We start from the raw sequence: 19,532 nt of genomic DNA on the forward strand, positions 1-19,532 counted from the left end.
CGCCCCCCCGCCGGGGCTCCGCCGCTGGGCCCCGCCCCTCAATCGCTGGAGGGCCTGACGTGGGACTCCTCATGCCCGGGAGGGACTGGGGTGAGGCTCCTCAAACGCCGGAGGGGCTGAGGTGGGACTCCTCAAGCCCCGGAGGGGCTGAAAGCTTAAGCCCCCGCGCCGCCCCTCTCCTGGGCCAAGCGCTCGTAGTACCGCAGCAGTTCCACATCGTCCACCGAGCCCGGGTTGACCGCCTTGTCCAGGGACGTGCCCTGGAGGAGGCGCTTGACCGGGACTTCGATGCGTTTGCCGGTGAGGGTGTGGGGGACGCCGGGGACCTCGATGACCTCGTCGGGGACGTGGCGGGGGGAGAGCTGGGTCCGGATGGTGGTCTTGATGCGGGTGAGGAGTTCTTCGTTCAGGGTGGCGCCGGGGGCCAGGTGGACGAAGAGGGGCATCCAGTAGCCGCCGTCGGGTTGTTCGACGCCGATGACGAGGGATTCGCGGATCTCCGGGAGGCGTTCGACCGCCTCGTAGATGTCGGCGGAGCCCATTCGGACGCCCTGGCGGTTGAGGGTGGAGTCGGAGCGGCCGTGGATGATCACGGTGCCGCGGGAGGTCAGGGTGATCCAGTCGCCGTGGCGCCAGGCGCCGGGGAACATCTCGAAGTAGCTGTCGCGGTAGCGGATGCCGTCGGGGTCGTTCCAGAAGCGGACGGGCATCGACGGCATGGGGCTGGCCACGATCAGTTCGCCGACCTCGTCGACCACCGGTTCGCCCTGTGGGTCCCACGCCTGGAGGTCGGTGCCCAGGCCGGGGGCCTGGAGCTCGCCGATGTAGACGGGGAGGGTGGGCACGGCGCCCGCGAAGCAGCTGCACACGTCGGTGCCGCCGCTGACGGAGGCGATCCACATGTCCTCGGCCACCTCGTCGTGGATCCACCGGAAGCCGTCGGGCGGCAGCGGGGATCCGGTGGTGGCCACGCATTTCACGGCGGAGAGGTCGAAGTCGCGGCCGGGGTGGACGTCGGCCTTGTTGCAGGCCATGACGTACGCGGCGGAGGTGCCGTAGAGCGTGGTGCCGGTGCGTTCGGCGACGCGCCACTGGGCGGCGGTGTCCGGGTAGCCGGGGCTGCCGTCGTAGAGGACGACGGTGGCGCCGACCAGCAGCCCGGACACCAGGAAGTTCCACATCATCCAGCCGGTGGAGGTGTACCAGAAGAAGCGGTCGTCGGGGCCGAGGTCGCAGTGGAGGCCGAGCTGCTTGAGGTGTTCGAGCAGGATGCCGCCCTGGGACTGGACGATCGCCTTGGGCAGGCCGGTGGTGCCGGAGGAGTAGAGCACCCACAGGGGGTGGTCGAAGGGGAGCTGTTCGAAGACCGGTTCCACCGGTTCGCGGACGATGTCGTCCCACAGCAGCGTGGACTCGGGGGCGGGCGTGCCCAGCAGCGGGATGTGGACGACGGCGCGCAGGCTGGGCAGCTCGGCGCGCAGCTCGGTCACGGTGGCGGTGCGGTCGTGGGTCTTTCCGCCGTAGCGGTAGCCGTCGACGGTGAAGAGCACCACCGGTTCGACCTGCTGGAAGCGGTCCAGGACGCTGCGGGCGCCGAAATCGGGGGCGCAGGAGGTCCATACGGCGCCGACGGCGGCGGCGGCCAGGAGGGCCACGGTGGCCTGGGGAATGTTCGGGACGTAGCCGCTGACCCGGTCGCCCGGGCGGACGCCGAGGCGGCGCAGCTCGGCGGCGACCGCGCCGACCTGGCCGCGTAGCTCGGCCCAGCTGACCGGGCGCGGGTCGTGGACCTCGTCGACGTGGAGCAGCGCGGGGTCGTCAGCACGGGCGGGGTCCTCGGCGGCGCGCAGGGCGTGCTCGGCGTAGTTGAGGGTGGCGCCGGGGAACCAGCGGGCGCCGGGCATGGTGGCGTCCGCGAGCACCCGCTCGTACGGGGTGGCGAAGCGCACCTCGAACCATTCGGCGACCGCCCGCCAGAAGGTCTCCAGCTCCGCCACCGACCAGCGGTGCAGCGCGGCGTAGCTCGCGGTCGGGTCGTCCGGGACGGGCGCGGGGGCGCCGTGACGCTCGGCCGCCCAGGCGTGGAAGGCGGTCAGCCGGGACCGGGTGATCCGGTCCGCGCCGGGCTGCCACAGGGGGTGCGGCCGGTGGTCGGAGTGGGCTGCGGTGGTCATGGGTGTCGGCTCCCGGGCTGTCCGCGTCGGATGTGTCCGTGAGTGGCACGTCCGCCTCGTATGCGTCCGGTCAGGACGATGCCATGTGATCGACTCCCGCACCAGGGGCGCCACTCCACATCACAGGGCGGGATCATGTGCGAGGACCACAGGTGAACGGCAGTTGAACCATGTCTCTGCCGGGCTTCGGCAATGGCAGGCTGATCAGTATGGATGCGCGTGACCTGGTGCGGTCGGAGAAGCTGGTGCGGTGGGTGAGGGTGCTCTGCACCGCGCAGGGACTGCGGTCACTGCGCTCGGCCTGGCGGCGTCGGCGTTCCGACGCGGCCGGGCTGCCCCGCCGGGGCACCGAGCTGGCCCGGGTGCCGGGTGCGGTGCAGGGGGCCGATCCGGAGCCGGGGGGCGGGGTGGTGCGGTTCGCGCGGTCCTCGCTGCGGGTGCGGGTGACCACGGGCGGCGCGGTGTTCTGCGGCTGGGACGGGGCCGAGCCGGAGCCGTCGTACGCGCTGGACGGGCCCTGCCCTGAGGCGGACGAGCGGGCGGCGCTGGAGCCGGACACCGATGGCGGCTGGCGGGTGGTGTCCGAACGGGTCACGGTGATGGTGGGGCGGACCGGCACGGTGGAGGTGCGTACCCCGGGCGGGGTGGTGCTGCGGCGGGATCTGCCGCCGCGGTGGTGGGAGCCGGCCGGGGCGCGGGGGCCGGCGGGGCCGGGAGCGGGGTCAGGTCTCGGAGCGGGGTCAGGTCTCGGGCCGGGGTCCGCGGAGTCGGCGCCGGGGACGGGATCCGCCGCGCCGGGGCTGGGGGTGGGCCTCGCCGCGCCGGGGCTGGGGACGGGTTCCGCCGCGCCACGGCTCGCGGAGCCGGGTGCAGAGCCAAGGCTCATGGAGCCGGGAGCGGGGTCCTCGGAGCCGGAGCCGGGGGCGGCGCCCGGACCCGCGGAGCCAGGGCTCGGGCCGGGGCTGGGCGGGGAGGGCGCACGCTGGCTCCAGCTGTCCGAAGTGGCCGCGGACGCGCGCTTCTTCGGGCTCGGCGGACGGGCCTCGGGGCCCCGGCTGCGGGACGGGGTGTACCGGCTGTGGAACACCGATCCGGGCGGCAGCTTCGAGCCGGGGGACGATCCGCTGTATCTGACCATGCCGGTGCAGCTCGTGGTGGCCGACGCGGGCACCCATCTGGTGTTCCACGACAACTCCTGGGACGGCACGGTCACCCTGCGGGAGGGCGAGGAGGGCGCGGGCTCCGGCCATGACCGGCCCGGCTGCTGCCGGACGCGGATGGAGGGCGGACCGCTGCGCTACTGGGTGATCGTGGGCACCACCCCGGCGCGGGTGCTGAACGGCTGGACGGCGCTGACCGGCGCCCCGGCGGTGCCGCCGCGGTGGGCGCTCGGCCATCACCACGCGCGCTGGGGGTTCCACGACGCGGCGGAGGTCCGGCGGGTGGTGGCGGGCTACCGGGAGCGGGATCTGCCGCTGTCCGCGCTCCATCTGGACATCGACCACCTCCTCGGCCACCGGGTGTTCACGGTGGACGGCACGCGCTTCCCCGATCTGCCGGGGCTCGCCGCCGAGTTGCTCGAGGACGGGGTGCGGCTGGTGTCGATCGTCGACCCCGCGGTGAAGGCGGAGCCGGACAACACGGTGTACGAGAGCGGGGCGGCGGACGACGTCTTCGTACGCGACGCCCGGGGGCGTGAGGTGCGCGGAGTGGTGTGGGCGGGCGAGTCGGCGTTCCCCGACTTCACCGATCCGCGGGTGCGCAAGTGGTGGGGCGGGCTGTACGCGGAGCGGCTGGCGCAGGGCTTCTCCGGGGTGTGGCACGACATGAACGAGCCGGTGTCGTTCGCCGCCTTCGGGGAGACCACGCTGCCGCGCTCGGCCCGCCACGCCCTGGAGGGCCGGGGCGGCGACCACCGCGAGGCGCACAACGTCTACGGGCTGGCGATGGCGCGGGCGGGCTACGAGGGGCTGTGCGAGCTGCGCCCCGACGAGCGGCCGTTCCTCTTCTCGCGCTCGGGGTGGGCGGGGCTGCAGCGGTACGGGGGCAGCTGGTCCGGCGATGTGGCCACGGGCTGGGCGGGGCTGCGGGCCTCGCTGTCGCTGGTGATCGGGCTTGGCCTGTCCGGGGTGCCGTATTCGGGGCCCGACATCGGTGGCTTCACCGGCTCTCCCTCACCGGAGCTGTATCTGCGCTGGTTCCAGCTGGGCGCGTATCTGCCGCTGTTCCGCACCCACTCGGCGATCTCCGCGGGGCGGCGGGAGCCGTGGGAGTTCGGCGCGCGGGTGCTGGAGCACGCGGCGGCGGCCCTGCGCGAACGGCAGCGGCTGCTGCCGTACTTCACCACACTGGCGCAGCTGGCCGCGCGCACCGGCGCCCCGTATGTGCGGCCGGTGTGGTGGCGGACGCCCAAGGACCGGGCGCTGCGCGACTGCGAGGACGCCTTTCTGCTGGGGGACGCGCTGCTGGTGGCGCCGGTGCTGGAGGAGGGCGCCCGCCGCCGCCCGGTCCGGCTGCCGCGCGGCCGCTGGTACGACACGGTGACCGGCCGGGCGTACCACGGCCCCGGCCAGGTGGTGCTGGACGCTCCCCTGTCGGGCATCCCGGTGCTGGCGCGGGCCGGTTCGGTGGTACCGGTGGCGGCGCCGGGCGGCGGGGTGGAGCTGGAGGTGTGGACCCCGTCCCAGGGCCGCAAGGGCGCGGGCGCGGGCACGCTGGCCGTGGACAAGGGCGACGGCTGGGAGAAGCCGGAACTGCTGCGCTTCGCCACCCGGCTGCGGGACGGCGAGGTGACGATCGAGCTCGAGGGCGGCGGCGAGGTGGGCTACCCGATACGAGTACGAGGCGAGGCCCCACCCTCGGAGGACCGCCGCGGCCCCCGAGCGAGCTGACCGCGGCGCGGTCTGCCCAGGGCGCCGCCCCAGGTGGCAACCGGGCAGGCCGCCGCCCTTGTGCGCTCCCCCGGGCCCACCGGAGTCGGGCCGCGGCCCAACGGAAGCGGGCGAGGGCCCAAGCGCACCCCGGCGAAAGGCCGGCTGCCCCGGACCACCGCGCGATGGTCGGCAGCGGACCGCGACGGCTCGGCGAAGGCATGCCCCGGCAAGAGGGCACCGGCGCAAGCAGGCCGCGCCGGCCGGCCAGGGCGCCGGGACACCAGGACCGGTCGCGACACGGCAGGCCAAGGCAGCCCCCGCAAGAAGCCGACCGCCACGCGGAGACCCCACGGCAACAGCGCCAAGAGCACCCCGCAGTGCGGGCTCGCGACCGCGAACACCGACCGGGCGCATCCCACAGACGCGCCAGGACACCAGGATGCCAGGACGCCGGAGCCGGTCCCGGCACCGCAGGCCGAGGCGGCCCCCGCAGGAAGCCGACCGCCACGCCGAGACCCCGCGGCAACGGCGCCAAGGGATGCCCCCTCGGACGCGGGCTTGTTTTCGCTTCTCGGGGTGGGATAAGTGATGGGCATGCCAAGACTCGCCGTCGCGCTGCGTGCGCTCGTTCTGCCCGTTGCCGCTCTGCTGGCCGTCGCGCCGTACACCCCGGCGCGGGCGAAGGCGGAGCCCAAGGCTCCGAAGGAGTTCGTGGCTCTCCGGGACGTCGATCCGACGATTCGGCAGGAGATCCGCTACTTCACGCCGCACAACTTCACCGGTGATCCGGTGGACGGCTATCGGCGGCCGATGTGCGTCCTGACCCGTCCGGCCGCCGAGGCGCTGCATCGGGCGCAGCGTCAACTGCTGCGGCGCGGCTACACCTTGAAGGTGTACGACTGCTATCGGCCGCAGCGCGCGGTGAACGACTTCGTGGAGTGGGCCAAGGACCTGGGCGATCAGCGGATGAAGGGCGAGTTCTATCCGGAGGTCGACAAGACGCGGCTGTTCGAGGACGGGTACATCGCCGAGAAGTCGGGGCACAGCCGGGGCAGCACGGTGGATCTGACGATCGCGCGGCTGCCCGCGCTGCCCACGCGCCCGTATGTGCCGGGCGAGAAGCTGGTGCCGTGTTACGCGGCCAAGAAGGACCGCTTCCCGGACAACTCCGTGGACATGGGCACCGGTTACGACTGCTTCGACACGCGCTCGCATACGCTCGATCCGCGGATCAAGGGTGTGCAGCGGGCCAACCGGCTGCTGCTCAAGGGGACGTTGGAGAAGCTCGGGTTCGTCAATCTGGCCGAGGAGTGGTGGCACTACACCTTCAAGCCGGAGCTGTTCCCGGACACCTACTTCGACTTTCCCGTCTCGCGCCGCTCGCTGACCGGCTGAGCGGGCCTCACAGCCGTCCACCCGCCGTGTCCGAGGACAGCCGCTGGGCGATGTACACGGGCACCACGGACGCCAGGATGAGCAGCGCGGCGACGACGTTGACGACGGGGGCCTGGTGGGGGCGGGCCAGGTTCTCGTAGATCCAGATGGGCAGGGTGCGGGTGCCGGGCCCGGCGGTGAAGGTCGTGACGACGATCTCGTCGAAGGAGAGCGCGAAGGCCAGCAGCCCGCCCGCGAAGAGCGCCGAGCGCATGGCCGGGAAGGTGACGTACCGGAAGGTCTGCCAGGAGCGCGCCCCGAGGTCGGCGGACGCCTCGGCCAGGGAGGGCGCGATACGGCGCAGCCGGGCGCCGATGTTGTTGAAGACGATGACGACGCAGAACGTGGCGTGCCCGACGACCACCGTGAACAGGCCGAAGCCGATGCCGATCGGGTCGAGGACGGTGCGGAAGGCGGCGTTGAGGGCGATGCCGCTGACGATGCCGGGCAGCGCGATCGGCAGGACGAGCAGGAAGGACACGGTCCGCCGCCCGAAGAAGCGGTGGCGGTGGACGGCGTACGCGGCGAGGGTGCCGAGTACCAGGGCGATCGCGGTGGCGGCGAGTCCGGCCTTGAGCGAGGTGAGCAGGGCCTCGCGGGCGCCGTCGCTGTGCAGGGCGGCCCGCCACCAGCGGCCGGTGAGGCCGCTGGGCGGCCAGCCGAAGGAGCGGTCGGCGTTGAAGGAGTTGAGCAGCACCAGCAGCAGGGGGACGTAGACGATCGCGAGGCCGGCCGCGGTGACGCAGCCGAGGACCACTCGGGCGGTGCGCGAGAGACGCATGGGCCCACCTCCTGGGGCGACTGGAGCGACGGGAGCAGCCAGAGGGACTAGAGGAACTAGAGCGAGTCGAGGGCGCCCGCACGGCGTACGGCGGCCAGGTAGCAGACGATGAGGACCACGGGTACGGCGGAGAGCGCGGCGGCCATCGGCAGGTCCAGGGTGACCTGTGAGGCGATGACATTGCCCAGCAGCTGGGTCTTGCCGCCGACGATCTGCACGGTGAGGTAGTCGCCCAGGCTGAGCGAGAAGGTGAAGACGGATCCGGCGAGCACGGCGGGGCGTACGGCGGGCAGGACGACGGAGCGCAGGGTCCGCCACGCGCCGGCGCCGAGGTCGGCCGAGGCTTCCAGCATCCGCTCGGGGAGCCGTTCGAGGGCCGCGTACACCGGAAGGATCATGTACGGCAGCCAGAGGTAGGCGAGCACGATGACGACGGCGGTGGTGCCGTAGCCGGGCCCGTGCAGCCCGAACGGGGCGAGGGCGGCGCCCACGACGCCGTCCTCGCCGAGCATGACCCGCCAGGCGTACGCCTTGACCAGATAGCCGGCCCACAGCGGGGTGAGCACGGCGACCAGCAGCGGCCGCCGCCACCGCCGCCCCGCGACCCGCGCCATGCAGAACGCCATGGGCAGGGCGACGAGCGCGTCGATGACGGTGACGGCGACCGCGATGGACAGGGTGCGCAGGGCGATGGTGCGGTAGACGGGGGTGGTCAGCAGCTCGTGGAAGTTGTCGGTGTTCCAGGTGTGGACGACGTCGGAGGTGAAGGAGTCGGTGGCCCAGAAGGCCGACAGCAGCAGGATGGCGAGCGAGCCCAGATAGGCCAGGGTCAGCCAGAGCAGGGGCGGGGCGAGGAGCGCGGTGAGGCGCAGCCGCGAGCCTGGGGTGGGCGCGGCGGGCATCTCAGCCCTTGACCTCCGTCCAGGCCCGGGTCCACTGGGCGTAGTCGGTGCAGGTGGCGTCCTTACGGCCGTCGAGGCACTCCTTGATGGGCGTGGTCCAGAAGTGGACGCGCTGGAAGTACTTCTCGTCGTCCGCGTGAAAGATCGCGCAGTGGTTCGGGTCGGAGGTCTCGGCGCACGCCTTACGGTTGGCCGGAGCCTCGCCGAAGTACTCGGCGACCTGGGCGTTGACCTTGGGCGAAACGATCCAGTCGAGCCACTTGTAGGCGCAGTTGGGGTGCTCGGCCTTGGCCGACACCATCCAGGTGTCGGACCAGCCGGTGGCGCCCTCCTTGGGGAGCACCGCCTTGACCGGGGCCTTCTCGGCCTCGGTGAGGTTGGCGATGACCTGCCAGGTGGTGCCGATAACGCTGTCGCCGCCCTTGAAGGCGGTGATCTCCTTCTGGTAGTCGCTCCAGTACTCCCCCACCGCCTTGTGCTGCTTCTTCAGCAGGGATACGGCCGCGTCGAGCTGCTTCTGGTCGAGCGCGTAGGGGTTCTTGATGCCGAGCGAGGGCTTGGCGCGCATCAGATAGAGCGCGGCGTCGGCGATGTAGATGGGCGAGTCGTAGGCGGTGACGTGCCCGGAGTACCGCGCGGAGTCGTCGAAGACGGCGCGCCAGGAGTCGGGCGCGGGCTTCACCTTGTCGGTTCGGTACATCAGGAGGTTGGCGCCCCGGCCGTGCGGAATGCCGTACATCCGGCCGTCCTTGGAGTTGAACGGCTGGTTTTTGAGCGCCGGGAAGATGTCCTTGTAGTTGGGGACCAGCTTGGTGTTGACGGGGGCCGCGTCGCCGGAGGCGATGAGGCGCAGGGTGGCGTCACCGGAGGCGGAGACCGTGTCGTACTGCCCGGTCTTCATCAGCGAGACCATCTCGTCGGAGGTGCCGGCCGTCTTGGTGTTCACCTGGCAGCCGGTCTTCTTCTCGAACGGGTGAACCCAGTCCACCTTCGGGTCGTTGGAGCCGTCCTCGGCGTAGCCGGCCCAGGCGATGACGTTGACCTTGCCCTCGCCCTTGCCGAGTTTGTCGGGTGCGTGGCCGCCCTTGTCGTCGTCGCCGCCCGAGCCGCACCCGGCGGCGGTCAGCAGCAGCGCGCAGACGGCGGCCGCGGACCTCCACGCAGACGTCTTCCGTTTCCGCATCCGGTCCTCCTCGTCCCACTAGGCACTTGAGGCCCGGCCAGTATCGGGCCGGCGGTAGGCCCTCGCCAGGGTGCCTTCGGCAATGACAAGGTCAACTCGGCACCGGGAAGGCGTCCTTCTCGTCCCAGGACAGCCCGATCTCGCCGTCCGGGCGGGCGGATTGAGGGAGTCCGGTGAGGTTCTGGCGGAGCACGGTGAGCCGGTCGCCGTGCGGAAGCGCGATGGTGAAGCGGGTGTGCGCCCCGGCGTGCACGATGTCGGTGACGCGCCCCGTGACGGTCCGTCGGCCGTCGGAGGATGCCGCGGCTTCGGCGGGCGGCTCCGCGGGGTCCGTGAGCAGGATCCGCTCGGGCCGGATGGAGTATGTGCCGGGGCGGCCCACGACACGCACCGCGGCCTCGCCGCGCAGCAGGTTGGTGGTGCCGACGAAGCCCGCGACGAAGGCGGTGGCGGGGCGTTCGTACACCTCGACCGGCGGGCCGGTCTGCTCGATCCGGCCGTCGCGGACCACGGCGATGCGGTCGCTCATGGTCAGCGCCTCGTCCTGGTCGTGGGTGACCAGGAGGAAGGTGATCCCGGTGGTCCGCTGTAGCTCCTTGAGCTCGGTCTGCATCTCCTGCCGCAGCGCCAGGTCGAGCGCGCCGAGCGGTTCGTCGAGCAGCAGCACGGCGGGCCGGTCGACGAGGGCGCGGGCGAGGGCGACGCGCTGGCGCTGGCCGCCGGAGAGCTCGGCGGGGCGGCGGGTGGCGAAGCCGTCCAACCGTACGGTGGTCAGCGCCTCGCGGGCGCGGGCGAGCCGCTCGGTCTTGCGGACGCCGCGCACGGTCAGGGCGTAGGCCACGTTCTGCTCGACGCTCATATGCGGGAAGAGCGCGTAGTCCTGGAAGACGGTGTGCGCGTCGCGGCGGTTGGGGGGCGTCGCGGTGACGTCGTCCCCGGCGAGTTCGATACGCCCCGCGGTGGGCTGTTCGAACCCCGCGACCAGCCGCAGCAGGGTGGTCTTCCCCGAGCCGGAGGGGCCGAGCAGCGAGAAGAACTCGCCCTCGCGGACGGTGAGATCGACGGCGTCCACCGCGCGCACCGCCCCGAAGTCCTTGGTGACGGCCTCGAGCCGGACGGCCGTGCGCGTCGTCGTGGTCCCGGTCCGCGTCCTGGTCTCCGTCTCCGCCACCGACCGCTCCCCTCGCCCTTCGGCTGATCAGGCCCGTGATCGCGGCCTGTGATCGCGGTCACTGTACCGGGGTTACGCGCGCCGCGGTCCCCGTGCCACACTTCTGACACATCGTCAGTTACCAGGTATCGGGAGGGGCCGTGTCCCCCACGCGAGAGCCCGTGGTCGACGGGTGGTTCACCGCCGAGGGCGGGGAGTTCCGGCTGCTGGGGACGTGCTGCCGGGACTGCGGGGCGGTGTACTTCCCCCGTGAGGACGCCTTCTGCCGTGCGCCGGGCTGTGCGGGCACCGAGCTGGCGGAGGTTCCGCTGTCCCGCCGCGGGCGGGTGTGGTCCTACACCGACGGCCGCTACCGGCCACCCGCCCCCTATCCGTCCGACCCCGAGCGCACATGGCGGCCGTACACACTGATCGCCGTGGAACTGGCCGCCGAGCGGATGGTGGTGCTGGGCCAGGGCGCCCCCGGGGTGACCCTGGCCGATCTGGCCGTCGGCATGGAGGTCGAGGTGGTGCCGGGGGTGCTGGCCGAGGAGGACGGGCGCACCCTCACCACCTGGCACTGGCGGCCCGTCCCCGAGGAGGGGCCGGTGCCCGACGAGCGGTCCGTTCCCGACGAGCGGCCCGTTCCCGGGGAGGCGTCATGACCGGTGAGGTGGCGGTGCTCGGCGCCGGGATGCACCCCTGGGGGAAGTGGGGCCGCGGCTTCGTGGAGTACGGCACGAAGGCGGCGCGGGCCGCGCTCGCGGACGCCGGACTCGAGTGGTCCGCGATCCAGTCCGTGGTCGGCGCCAACACCGTGCGCTGCGGCTATCCGGGGCAGGTCGCGGGCGCGACCTTCGCCAAGGCGCTGGGCTGGCAGGGCGCCCGTGTCACCAGCGTGTACGCGGCCTGCGCGTCCGGCGCGCGGGCCATCGACACCGCCCGCGCCCAGATCCTGTCCGGGATGGCGGACACCGTTCTGGTGGTGGGCTCCGACGCGGCGCCCAAAGGGTTCTTCGCCCCCGTGGGCGGCGAGCGGCCGGACGATCCGGACTGGCTGCGCTTCCGGGTGCTGGGCGCCACCAACCCCGCCTATTTCGCGCTCTGGGCGCGCCGCCGGATGGCGCTGTACGGCGACACGGCCGAGGACTTCGCGCGGGTGAAGGTGAAGAACGCGGCCGTGGGCGCCACCAATCCGTACGCCCGCTACCGCTCCCCCGTCACCGCCGAGGAGGTCGCCGCGTCGCCGGTCGTCGCCGATCCGCTGCGGCTGCTGGACATCTGCGCGACCTCCGACGGGGCGGCGGCGCTGGTGCTCGGCAGCGTGGAGACGGCGCGGCGGCTCGGGATGGCGCGCCCGGTCCGCATCCGCGCCGTCTCGTCGGTCTCCCCCACCCATCCGCGCACCGCGCTGGACCTGCCGGACATCGCCACCGACTCCGCCCCGCCGGGCTCCCCCGCGCCCGATCCGTTCCGGCCCTCCATCGCGCGGGCGGCGTACGAGGAGGCGGGTCTCGGGCCGGAGGATCTGTCGCTGGCCGAGGTGTACGACCTGTCCACCGCCCTGGAGCTGGAGTGGTACGAGGACCTGGGGCTGTGCGCGCCCGGGGAGGGCGCGAAGCTGCTCCGCGAGGGGGCGACGGCTCCGGGCGGGCGGATTCCGGTCAATCCGAGCGGGGGGCTGGCGTCCTTCGGGGAGGCGGTTCCGGCACAGGCCATCGCCCAGGTGTGCGAGCTGACCTGGCAGCTGCGCGGGCAGGCGGGCGAGCGGCAGGTGCCCGGGGCGCGCGCCGGAATCACCGTCAACCAGGGGCTGTTCGGGCACGGCTCGTCGGTCGTCGCGGTCCGCTGAGCGGCGCCCGAGCGGCGACTCTCCGGTGGCTGCCGGGTGTCCCTTGAGTGACCGCCCGGTGCCCAAGTGGTGCCCGGGTGCGCGGCGATACCGGGGCAACGCCCTTACGGTTGTCACGAACACCGTTGCCGTCCATCACCTTGACGCCCCCTGACCACCGGTGAACACTGCTGCGGTGTCAGTCGGCGTCGCCGCGCGCAGGCTCTCTCCACGGTCACCCCCCATGGGCGATTCCGATGCACCCGCACGCTCGAAACGACCCAGCACGGAGGACCGGGGCCGTCCGCCCCGGGCGAGGTCCTAGGAGCCGCCATGAGCAATGGGGACATCTTCACCGGTGAGGTCATCGGCACCGCGATACTGATTCTCTTCGGGGCTGGCGTGTGCGCCGCCGTCACTCTGAACTACTCCAAGGCCAAGTCGGCCGGGTGGATCGTGATCGCCTTCGGCTGGGGCTTCGGCGTCATGGCCGGCGCGTACACCGCGGCCCCGCTGTCCGGCGCCCATCTCAATCCCGCGGTGACCGTGGGCGTCGCCGTGGACACCGGCGACTGGGACAAGGTGCCGCTCTACATCCTCGGGCAGCTGGTGGGCGCCGTGATCGGCGCGGTGCTGACCTGGGGGCTGTACTACGCGCAGTTCGCCGCCAACGCCGATGAGAAGACCGCCCTGCCCACGCTCGGGGTCTTCTCCACCGTCCCGGAGATCCGTAACCCGGTGGCCAACCTCGTGACCGAGATCATCGCGACCGCCGCGCTGGTGCTGCCGCTGCTCGCGTTCGGCCAGGTCGACGGCATCGGGATCGGCCCGGTCACCGAGGGGGGCGGCACCGTGGTCCTCGGCTCGGGCATCTCCGTCCTGCTCGTCGCCTTCCTGGTGGTCGGCATCGGCCTCTCCCTGGGCGGGCCCACCGGCTACGCCATCAACCCGGCGCGCGACCTCGGGCCGCGCCTCGCCCACGCCCTGCTGCCCATCCCCAACAAGGGCACCTCGGACTGGGGTTACGCCTGGATACCGGTGGTGGGCCCGCTGATCGGGGCCGTGCTGGCGGGTCTCGTCTTCAACGCAGCCTTCTGACCGAAGGAGACGCCATGCCGCATCCGACGGACACCTACGTCGCCGCGATCGACCAGGGCACCACCTCCAGCCGCTGCATCATCTTCGACCGGAACGGCGCGATCGTCGCCGTCGACCAGCGCGAGCACCGCCAGATCTTCCCCAAGCCCGGCTGGGTGGAGCACGACGCCACCGAGATCTGGTCCAAGGTGCAGGCCGTGGTGGCCGGTGCGCTGGCCAAGGCGGGGCTGCGGGCCGACGAGCTGACCGCGCTGGGCATCACCAACCAGCGCGAGACGACGGTCCTGTGGGACCGCCGCACCGGCAAACCGGTGCACAACGCGATCGTCTGGCAGGACACCCGCACCTCCGGCCTGTGCGAGGAACTCGGCGGCGAGGTGGGGCAGGACCGCTTCCGGGACACCACCGGACTGCCGCTGGCCAGCTACTTCTCCGGGCCCAAGGCCGCCTGGCTGCTGGACCATGTGCCCGGCCTGCGCCGCCGCGCCGAGATGGGCGAGATCGCCTTCGGCACCATCGACTCCTGGCTGATCTGGAACCTCACCGGCGGCACCGACGGCGGGGTGCACGTCACCGATGTGACCAACGCCGGACGCACTCTGCTCATGGATCTGCGGACCCTCCAGTGGGACACCTCGATCCTCTCCACGATGGGCCTCCCCGAGGCGATGCTGCCGGAGATCCGCTCCTCCGCCGAGGTGTACGGCACGGCGGTCGGTCAGCTGGCCGGTGTGCCGGTGGCCTCCGCCCTCGGCGATCAGCAGGCCGCCGTCTTCGGCCAGACCTGCTACGGCGTCGGCGAGGCCAAGAACACCTATGGCACCGGCAGCTTCCTGCTGCTGAACACCGGTGACCGCCCGGTGCCGTCCAAGAGCGGGCTGCTGACCACGATGGGCTACCGGCTCGGCGGGGAGCGGCCCGTCTACTGCCTGGAGGGATCGATCGCGATCACCGGCGCGCTGGTGCAGTGGTTCCGCGACCAGCTGGGCATCATCCGCTCCGCCGACGAGATAGAACCGCTCGCCGCGAGCGTGGACGACAACGGCGGGGCGTACATCGTCCCGGCCTTCTCGGGGCTGTTCGCCCCGTACTGGCGCTCGGACGCCCGCGGTGTGATCACCGGCCTCACCCGCTATGTCACCAAGGCGCATCTGGCCCGTGCCGTCCTGGAGGCGACCAGCTGGCAGACGCGCGAGGTGGTCGACGCGATGTACCAGGACTCCGGGGTGCGGATCAGCACGCTCAAGGTCGACGGCGGAATGACCGCCAACGACCTGCTGATGCAGCATCAGGCCGATGTGCTGGGCGTCCCGGTGATCCGTCCGGTGGTCGCCGAGACCACCTGCCTGGGCGCGGCGTACGCGGCCGGGCTCGCCACCGGCGCCTGGCAGGACCTGGACGAGCTGCGGGCCCACTGGAAGCGGGATGCCGAGTGGACCCCGCGGATGTCCGAGGAGGAGCGGACGCGCGAGTACGGCAACTGGCGCATGGCGGTGGAGCGCAGCTTCGGCTGGCACAAGGAAGGGCAAGGGGCCGAGGGCTCCTGAGCCGCCCCCGGCACCGGCGAACGGCGGCCCGTACCGCCGGCGCGAACGGCGGCCCGTACCCCGGACGGCGGGATGCGGGCCGTGCCGTTCAGCCCCGCGCGGAAGCCAGCATCGCGTGCTCCACCACCGAGATCAGCACATGCTTGGCCGACTCGCGCTCCCGGGCGTCGCACAGGACGACCGGGGTGCCCGGGTCGAGGTCCAGGGCGTCCCGCACCGAGTCCTCCGGGTAGCGGTCGGCCCCCTCGAAGCAGTTGACCGCCACGGTGAAGGCGATGTCCCGCCGCTCGAAGTAGTCGATGGCGGCGAAGCAGTCCTCAAGACGGCGGGTGTCGGCCAGCACCACCGCGCCCAGCGCGCCGGTGGCCAGCTCGTCCCACAGGAACCAGAAGCGGTCCTGGCCCGGTGTGCCGAAGAGGTAGAGCACCAGGTCCTCGCGGAGCGTGATGCGCCCGAAGTCCATGGCGACGGTGGTGGTCGTCTTGGACTCCACCCCCGCGATGTCGTCGACCGGCCGGCCCGCCTCGGTGAGGATCTCCTCGGTGCGCAGCGGTTTGATCTCGCTGACCGCGCCCACCAGTGTCGTCTTGCCCACCCCGAAGCCGCCGGCCACCAGTATCTTCAGCGTGACCGGTTCGACGATATGAGGGCGGCCCAGGTCAGAGTGCCCGTAGCCCATTGATCACCTCGCGCAGAATCCTCTCGTCCGGCAGTTCAGCCGGAGGTACGGGCCGGGACACTCGGACGAGTGCGGCGTGGAGCAGATCGCCGATGAGCACACGGATCACGCCGATCGGAAGGTCGAGTTCGGCCGCCAGTTCGGCGACGGACTGCGGGCTGTCCCGGCTCAGTTCGACGATGTCGATGTGCTCCGGGGACAGCGTCTGGTCGGCGACGGTCCGGTGGGTCGCGCTGTCGGCGACCACGACAGCGATCAGATCCAGCTTCTCCTCGGCGGCGCTGCGGGTGCGTCCCCGCGTCATCGCATAGGGCCTGACCACCGGTCCCGCCGCGTCGTCGAACCACCGGGCGGCGCGCTCCGGGTCTCCGCTCATTTCCCCCGGCCTCCGTCACCCGGTGGAGCGCGGGGCCGAGCCCAGATGCACGCCCACCCGCTTGACCAGCAGCGTCATCTCGTACGCTATCTGGCCCACATCGGAGTCGGCGTCCGCCAGGACGGCGAGACAGCTGCCGTCGCCGGCCGCGGTGACGAACAGGAAGGCGTCGTCGAGCTCGACGATGGTCTGCCGGACCCGGCCGACGTCGAAGTGGCGGCCGACGCCCTTGGCGAGGCTGTGGAAGCCGGAGGCCACGGCGGCCAGGTGTTCACCGTCCTCCCGGGACAGATCACGTGAGCCACCGGTGAGGAGTCCGTCCCCGGAGAGCACCAGTGCCTTGCGGATGCTGCCCACTCTTCCGACCAGTTCGTCCAGCAGCCAGTTCAGCTCGCCCGACGCGTTGGGCGTTCCGTTGGGCGCTGCGGCGTTCGATGCGGTCATCGACCGTCCCCCTCATATGTCGTTCCCGGGCTTGCGTCCGCGCCTCCGGATCCGGTGGCCGACTGCCGCCGACCGCGCTGCCAACCCCGTTGGAGCGAGGCCATGGTGGCCCTCGCCTGCTCGGCTTCGCGCTCGGGATCGGTCTCGGCAGTGGCTCCGTCATCGGTCGGGGGTGCGGGATCGTTCTTCAGCTGCGGGGCCAGGCTGGCCTGCCGTACCCGCTTGGGGAGGCCGGAGGCCGCCCGCTGGGTGGGCACCGGGCTCTGCTCCGGGCCCCGGCGCTCCGGCCCCGTGCGCCGCGGGCCCTGGTCACGGCCCTGGCCCTGGGCCTGGTCACGGCCCTGGCCCTGGGCCTGGCGTTCGGAGCACTCGGCCCAGGACGGCTGCCCCGGGCCCTGCGGACGGCCCTGCCGTCCGCTGGACGTGCCCTCGACCGGCCGGCCGTGGTCGGCGACCAGAACCGGCGGGACACGGCGGGGCAGCGGCGCGGGGCCGCCGCCCGGTTCGGGGTCCGGGCCCGGGCCGTCCGGAGCCTGCTGATGCTGCTCCACGGTGGACGGAACGGGTCCGGTGCGCACGGACTGGCGCGTCTTGAGGCCGCGGGCGCGGAAGATGCCGCCCACTTCGTCGTCCTCGTCCGTGTCGTCGTGGGGGGCCTCGTGTGTCAGCGACGCGGTCAGGGAGGCGAGCCGGGAGGCCTGCTCGGCCTCGTCGGCGGGCCCGAGCCGGACGTCGCCCACGCCGCGCCGCGCGGTGTCGGCGTAACGGCCGCCGGTGGCACGGCCGTCGGTGTCGCGAGCGCCGGTGTCGCGGCCGTCGGTGTCCCCCCGGGTGCCCTCGTCGGTGAGCAGGTTGGAGGGGATGAGCACGATGGCCGTGGTGCCGCCGTACGGGGAGGGCTGGAGCGAGACCCGCACCCCCTGCCGCTGGGCGAGCCGGCTGACCACGAACAGCCCGAGCCGGTCGGTGTCGGACAGCTCGAACTCGGGGGTCTCGGCGAGCCGGAGGTTGGCCTCCAGCAGCGCGTCGGGAGTCATGCCGAGACCTCGGTCGTGGATCTCCAGGGTGAAGCCCTTCGCGACTCGCTCGCCGTGCACCTGGACGGCGGTGTGCGGCGGCGAGAAGACGGTGGCGTTCTCCAGGAGTTCGGCGACGAGGTGGGTGAGGTCGCCGACGGCCGGGCCGACGACCGCGATCCGCGGCAGCCGGCGGATCTCGATCCGCTCGTAGTCCTCCACCTCGGCGACGGCGGCGCGTACGACGTCCATCAGCTGGATCGGCTTGCGCCACTGCCGGGAGGGGGCCGCGCCGGAGAGGATGACCAGACCCTCGGCGTGCCGCCGCATACGGGTGGTCATGTGGTCCAGGCGGAACAGGTCGGACAGCTCGTCGGTGTCCTCGGTGCGCCGCTCCATGGTGTCCAGGAGGGTGAGCTGACGGTGCAGCAGCACCTGGCTGCGGCGGGCGAGGTTGACGAAGACCTCGGAGACGCCCTGGCGGAGTTCGGCCTGTTTGACGGCGGCCTCGACGGCGGCCCGCTGGAGGGTGTTGAGGGCCTGGCCGACCTGGCCCATCTCATCGGGGCCGTAGTCCAGCCGGGGCGCCTCGGTCTCCACGTCGATCTGCTCGCCCGCGCCGAGGCGGCGCATCACGCTCGGCAGCCGGACGCTGGCGACCTCCTGGGCGTCCCTGCGCAGCCGGGACAGATCGCGGACCAGGCTGCGGCCGATCCGGAACGAGACGAAGATGGAGACGATGAGGGCGACCAGGCCGAGGATGCCGGCGATGCCCGCCTTGAGCATCACGCTGCTGGCCACCGGGTCGATGCGCTTCTGGAGCCGGTCGGTGGCCTCCTCGCCCAGCCGGTCGTAGTCGTTGAGGACGGGCTGGGTCGCGGCCTCCCAGTGCTCCTGGTCCAGCGACTTGATGGCCGTGGCCGGGTCCATCGAGGAGAGGATCTTGCCCTCGGCCACACGCAGGGCGGCGGGGGCGGCGTTGGTGCGCCGGTAGTCGGCGAAGACCTTCTGCTCGGAGTCGGGGAGGATCGGCAGGTTGATCTCGTAGAGCAGGGTGCGCTCGGCGATGAGGTCGGACATCGCCTGGAGGTCCGCCAGCGTCATCTTGCGCGCCGTCAGCGCCGAGACGTACAGCGCGTCCTCGCGGGAGAGCGCCTCCCGGGCGCGGATCATGGCGACCAGCGCGCGGCCCTGTTTGTCGAGGTCGGTGTCGGGCACCGCGTGGAGGGAGCTGCGGAAGGTGTAGGAGAGGTCGACGAGCTTGTTGTAATACTCATACGCCTGGGTCGAGGAGATGCCGTCGTCCTCGACCTTGCGGCGCAGACTGTCCAGTCCGTCCGCGGCCTTGAGGATGTTGTCGAGCTGTTCCTCGGAGTCGTCGTTCATCTTGCCGCGCACATCGCCGTCCGACTGGGCGGCCCGCAGCTTGTCGATCGCCTGGTCGGTCTTGCGCTGCAGGGAGTGGAGCACGGGCAGGGCGTCCGACTGCCGCGGATCGGCCAGCAGGATGAGTGTCTGCCGGCGCTCCTTCTGGACGGCGTGCACCGCGTCCTCGGCCGGCTGGCCCGCCTTGTCGATGATGTCGGAAGCGTCCAGCAGTTGTATCGCCTCGCGACCGGTGATCACCGTGGCGAACGCCCAGATCGCCGTCAGTGACACGAGCGGCACCAGCAACAGCGCCACGATCTTCCTGCGGATGGACTTACCGCGAAAGCGCATGGCCTCCCTAACGTCAACCCCGAATTCCAGGTGCGGGGTTCCGAGTTCCGACATCGAGCGGGCGCGAGCCTACTACTGACGGTTGGACAGTTCGAAGGCGTGTCCACTTGATGCAGGGAGTCCCTTACGGTCCGTGATCGGGAGTTGTCGGGCGATTCCCCGACTTACCCCCCACTGTTCGGCGCTCCCCTCCGGCCACCGCATGCGGCCATGCGGCCGCGCTTGGCTTGATTTCCCCTCCTCAGGGGAACCCGTGGTCGGTGCCATTCGTGATCCAACGGGGCACACTAGGGGGGCATACGACCCAAGTCCCGCTATCTGACTC

At 72.1% G+C, this 19,532-nt stretch carries 15 protein-coding genes; 6 read left to right on the forward strand and 9 right to left on the reverse strand.

Annotated features, from left to right (window positions below; genetic code table 11):
- Positions 1–155: 155 nt before the first annotated feature.
- Positions 156–2,174, reverse strand: coding sequence for an acetoacetate--CoA ligase (locus tag ACFXB5_RS37230; RefSeq protein ID WP_385216714.1), 2,019 nt, complete (start codon positions 2,172–2,174; stop codon positions 156–158).
- Between the two features lie 209 nt (positions 2,175–2,383).
- Between ACFXB5_RS37230 and ACFXB5_RS37235 the strand changes: the two genes are divergently transcribed.
- Both ACFXB5_RS37235 and ACFXB5_RS37240 read left to right on the forward strand, forming a co-directional pair.
- Positions 2,384–5,065, forward strand: coding sequence for a glycoside hydrolase family 31 protein (locus ACFXB5_RS37235; protein WP_385216716.1), 2,682 nt, complete (start codon positions 2,384–2,386; stop codon positions 5,063–5,065).
- 576 nt (positions 5,066–5,641) lie between these two features.
- Positions 5,642–6,442, forward strand: a complete 801-nt coding sequence (locus tag ACFXB5_RS37240; RefSeq protein WP_385216719.1) for a M15 family metallopeptidase — start codon at positions 5,642–5,644, stop codon at positions 6,440–6,442.
- A gap of 7 nt (positions 6,443–6,449) precedes the next feature.
- Here the strand turns inward: ACFXB5_RS37240 and ACFXB5_RS37245 are convergent, their stop codons facing one another.
- The 4 genes from ACFXB5_RS37245 to ACFXB5_RS37260 all read right to left on the reverse strand — a co-directional run bounded on the left by ACFXB5_RS37245 (position 6,450) and on the right by ACFXB5_RS37260 (position 10,518).
- Positions 6,450–7,262 carry an ABC transporter permease gene (locus ACFXB5_RS37245; protein WP_385216722.1) on the reverse strand — a complete coding sequence of 271 codons (813 nt, stop codon included), beginning with the start codon at positions 7,260–7,262 and terminating at the stop codon, positions 6,450–6,452.
- A gap of 56 nt (positions 7,263–7,318) precedes the next feature.
- Positions 7,319–8,164 carry an ABC transporter permease gene (locus ACFXB5_RS37250; RefSeq protein WP_201855850.1) on the reverse strand — a complete coding sequence of 282 codons (846 nt, stop codon included), beginning with the start codon at positions 8,162–8,164 and terminating at the stop codon, positions 7,319–7,321.
- Between the two features lies 1 nt (position 8,165).
- Positions 8,166–9,347, reverse strand: coding sequence for an ABC transporter substrate-binding protein (locus tag ACFXB5_RS37255; protein WP_385216726.1), 1,182 nt, complete (start codon positions 9,345–9,347; stop codon positions 8,166–8,168).
- A gap of 91 nt (positions 9,348–9,438) precedes the next feature.
- Positions 9,439–10,518: an ABC transporter ATP-binding protein gene (locus ACFXB5_RS37260; protein ID WP_385216729.1), complete on the reverse strand. Its 1,080-nt coding sequence runs from the start codon at positions 10,516–10,518 to the stop codon at positions 9,439–9,441.
- A gap of 140 nt (positions 10,519–10,658) precedes the next feature.
- Between ACFXB5_RS37260 and ACFXB5_RS37265 the strand changes: the two genes are divergently transcribed.
- The 4 genes from ACFXB5_RS37265 to glpK all read left to right on the forward strand — a co-directional run bounded on the left by ACFXB5_RS37265 (position 10,659) and on the right by glpK (position 14,973).
- Entirely contained in the window at positions 10,659–11,162 is a 504-nt protein-coding gene (locus tag ACFXB5_RS37265; protein WP_385216732.1) for a Zn-ribbon domain-containing OB-fold protein, read from the forward strand.
- Positions 11,159–12,349, forward strand: coding sequence for a lipid-transfer protein (locus tag ACFXB5_RS37270; protein WP_385216735.1), 1,191 nt, complete (start codon positions 11,159–11,161; stop codon positions 12,347–12,349). The genes ACFXB5_RS37265 and ACFXB5_RS37270 overlap by 4 nt, the downstream gene beginning before the upstream one ends.
- A 312-nt stretch (positions 12,350–12,661) precedes the next feature.
- Complete coding sequence (locus tag ACFXB5_RS37275) at positions 12,662–13,426, forward strand: MIP/aquaporin family protein (RefSeq protein ID WP_201855846.1); 765 nt, start codon at positions 12,662–12,664, stop codon at positions 13,424–13,426.
- A 14-nt stretch (positions 13,427–13,440) separates the two neighbouring features.
- Positions 13,441–14,973 (forward strand): glycerol kinase GlpK, encoded by a 1,533-nt coding sequence (gene glpK, locus ACFXB5_RS37280; protein WP_385216738.1) that lies wholly within the window; start codon positions 13,441–13,443, stop codon positions 14,971–14,973.
- 88 nt (positions 14,974–15,061) lie between these two features.
- On the opposite strand, the gene ACFXB5_RS37285 is transcribed toward glpK, so the two are convergent.
- From ACFXB5_RS37285 to ACFXB5_RS37300, 4 genes are read right to left on the reverse strand one after another with little or no spacing between them, the layout of a single operon-like run.
- Positions 15,062–15,652: an ATP/GTP-binding protein gene (locus ACFXB5_RS37285; protein WP_385216740.1), complete on the reverse strand. Its 591-nt coding sequence runs from the start codon at positions 15,650–15,652 to the stop codon at positions 15,062–15,064.
- Positions 15,633–16,028: a DUF742 domain-containing protein gene (locus ACFXB5_RS37290; protein ID WP_020873579.1), complete on the reverse strand. Its 396-nt coding sequence runs from the start codon at positions 16,026–16,028 to the stop codon at positions 15,633–15,635. Before ACFXB5_RS37290 ends, ACFXB5_RS37285 begins: the two co-directional genes overlap by 20 nt.
- 15 nt (positions 16,029–16,043) lie before the next feature.
- Positions 16,044–16,472: a roadblock/LC7 domain-containing protein gene (locus ACFXB5_RS37295; protein WP_201855842.1), complete on the reverse strand. Its 429-nt coding sequence runs from the start codon at positions 16,470–16,472 to the stop codon at positions 16,044–16,046.
- The gene (locus ACFXB5_RS37300) at positions 16,469–19,207 is read right to left on the reverse strand and encodes a nitrate- and nitrite sensing domain-containing protein (protein WP_385216744.1); all 2,739 of its coding nucleotides are present in this window, start codon (positions 19,205–19,207) and stop codon (positions 16,469–16,471) included. The genes ACFXB5_RS37295 and ACFXB5_RS37300 overlap by 4 nt, the downstream gene beginning before the upstream one ends.
- Between the last annotated feature and the right edge of the window lie 325 nt (positions 19,208–19,532).

This window comes from Streptomyces sp. NPDC059455 (genome assembly GCF_042750115.1).
GTDB lineage: Bacteria > Actinomycetota > Actinomycetes > Streptomycetales > Streptomycetaceae > Streptomyces > Streptomyces endocoffeicus.

Bases quoted from the DNA above. Each gene is read 5' to 3' on its own strand.
- ACFXB5_RS37230 (WP_385216714.1), bottom strand. From the start codon at position 2,174: ATGACCACCGCAGCCCACTCCGACCACCGGCCGCACCCCCTGTGGCAG.
- ACFXB5_RS37235 (WP_385216716.1), top strand. From the start codon at position 2,384: ATGGATGCGCGTGACCTGGTGCGGTCGGAGAAGCTGGTGCGGTGGGTG.
- ACFXB5_RS37240 (WP_385216719.1), top strand. From the start codon at position 5,642: ATGCCAAGACTCGCCGTCGCGCTGCGTGCGCTCGTTCTGCCCGTTGCC.
- ACFXB5_RS37245 (WP_385216722.1), bottom strand. From the start codon at position 7,262: ATGCGTCTCTCGCGCACCGCCCGAGTGGTCCTCGGCTGCGTCACCGCG.
- ACFXB5_RS37250 (WP_201855850.1), bottom strand. From the start codon at position 8,164: ATGCCCGCCGCGCCCACCCCAGGCTCGCGGCTGCGCCTCACCGCGCTC.
- ACFXB5_RS37255 (WP_385216726.1), bottom strand. From the start codon at position 9,347: ATGCGGAAACGGAAGACGTCTGCGTGGAGGTCCGCGGCCGCCGTCTGC.
- ACFXB5_RS37270 (WP_385216735.1), top strand. From the start codon at position 11,159: ATGACCGGTGAGGTGGCGGTGCTCGGCGCCGGGATGCACCCCTGGGGG.
- ACFXB5_RS37275 (WP_201855846.1), top strand. From the start codon at position 12,662: ATGAGCAATGGGGACATCTTCACCGGTGAGGTCATCGGCACCGCGATA.
- glpK (WP_385216738.1), top strand. From the start codon at position 13,441: ATGCCGCATCCGACGGACACCTACGTCGCCGCGATCGACCAGGGCACC.
- ACFXB5_RS37285 (WP_385216740.1), bottom strand. From the start codon at position 15,652: ATGGGCTACGGGCACTCTGACCTGGGCCGCCCTCATATCGTCGAACCG.
- ACFXB5_RS37290 (WP_020873579.1), bottom strand. From the start codon at position 16,028: ATGAGCGGAGACCCGGAGCGCGCCGCCCGGTGGTTCGACGACGCGGCG.
- ACFXB5_RS37295 (WP_201855842.1), bottom strand. From the start codon at position 16,472: ATGACCGCATCGAACGCCGCAGCGCCCAACGGAACGCCCAACGCGTCG.
- ACFXB5_RS37300 (WP_385216744.1), bottom strand. From the start codon at position 19,207: ATGCGCTTTCGCGGTAAGTCCATCCGCAGGAAGATCGTGGCGCTGTTG.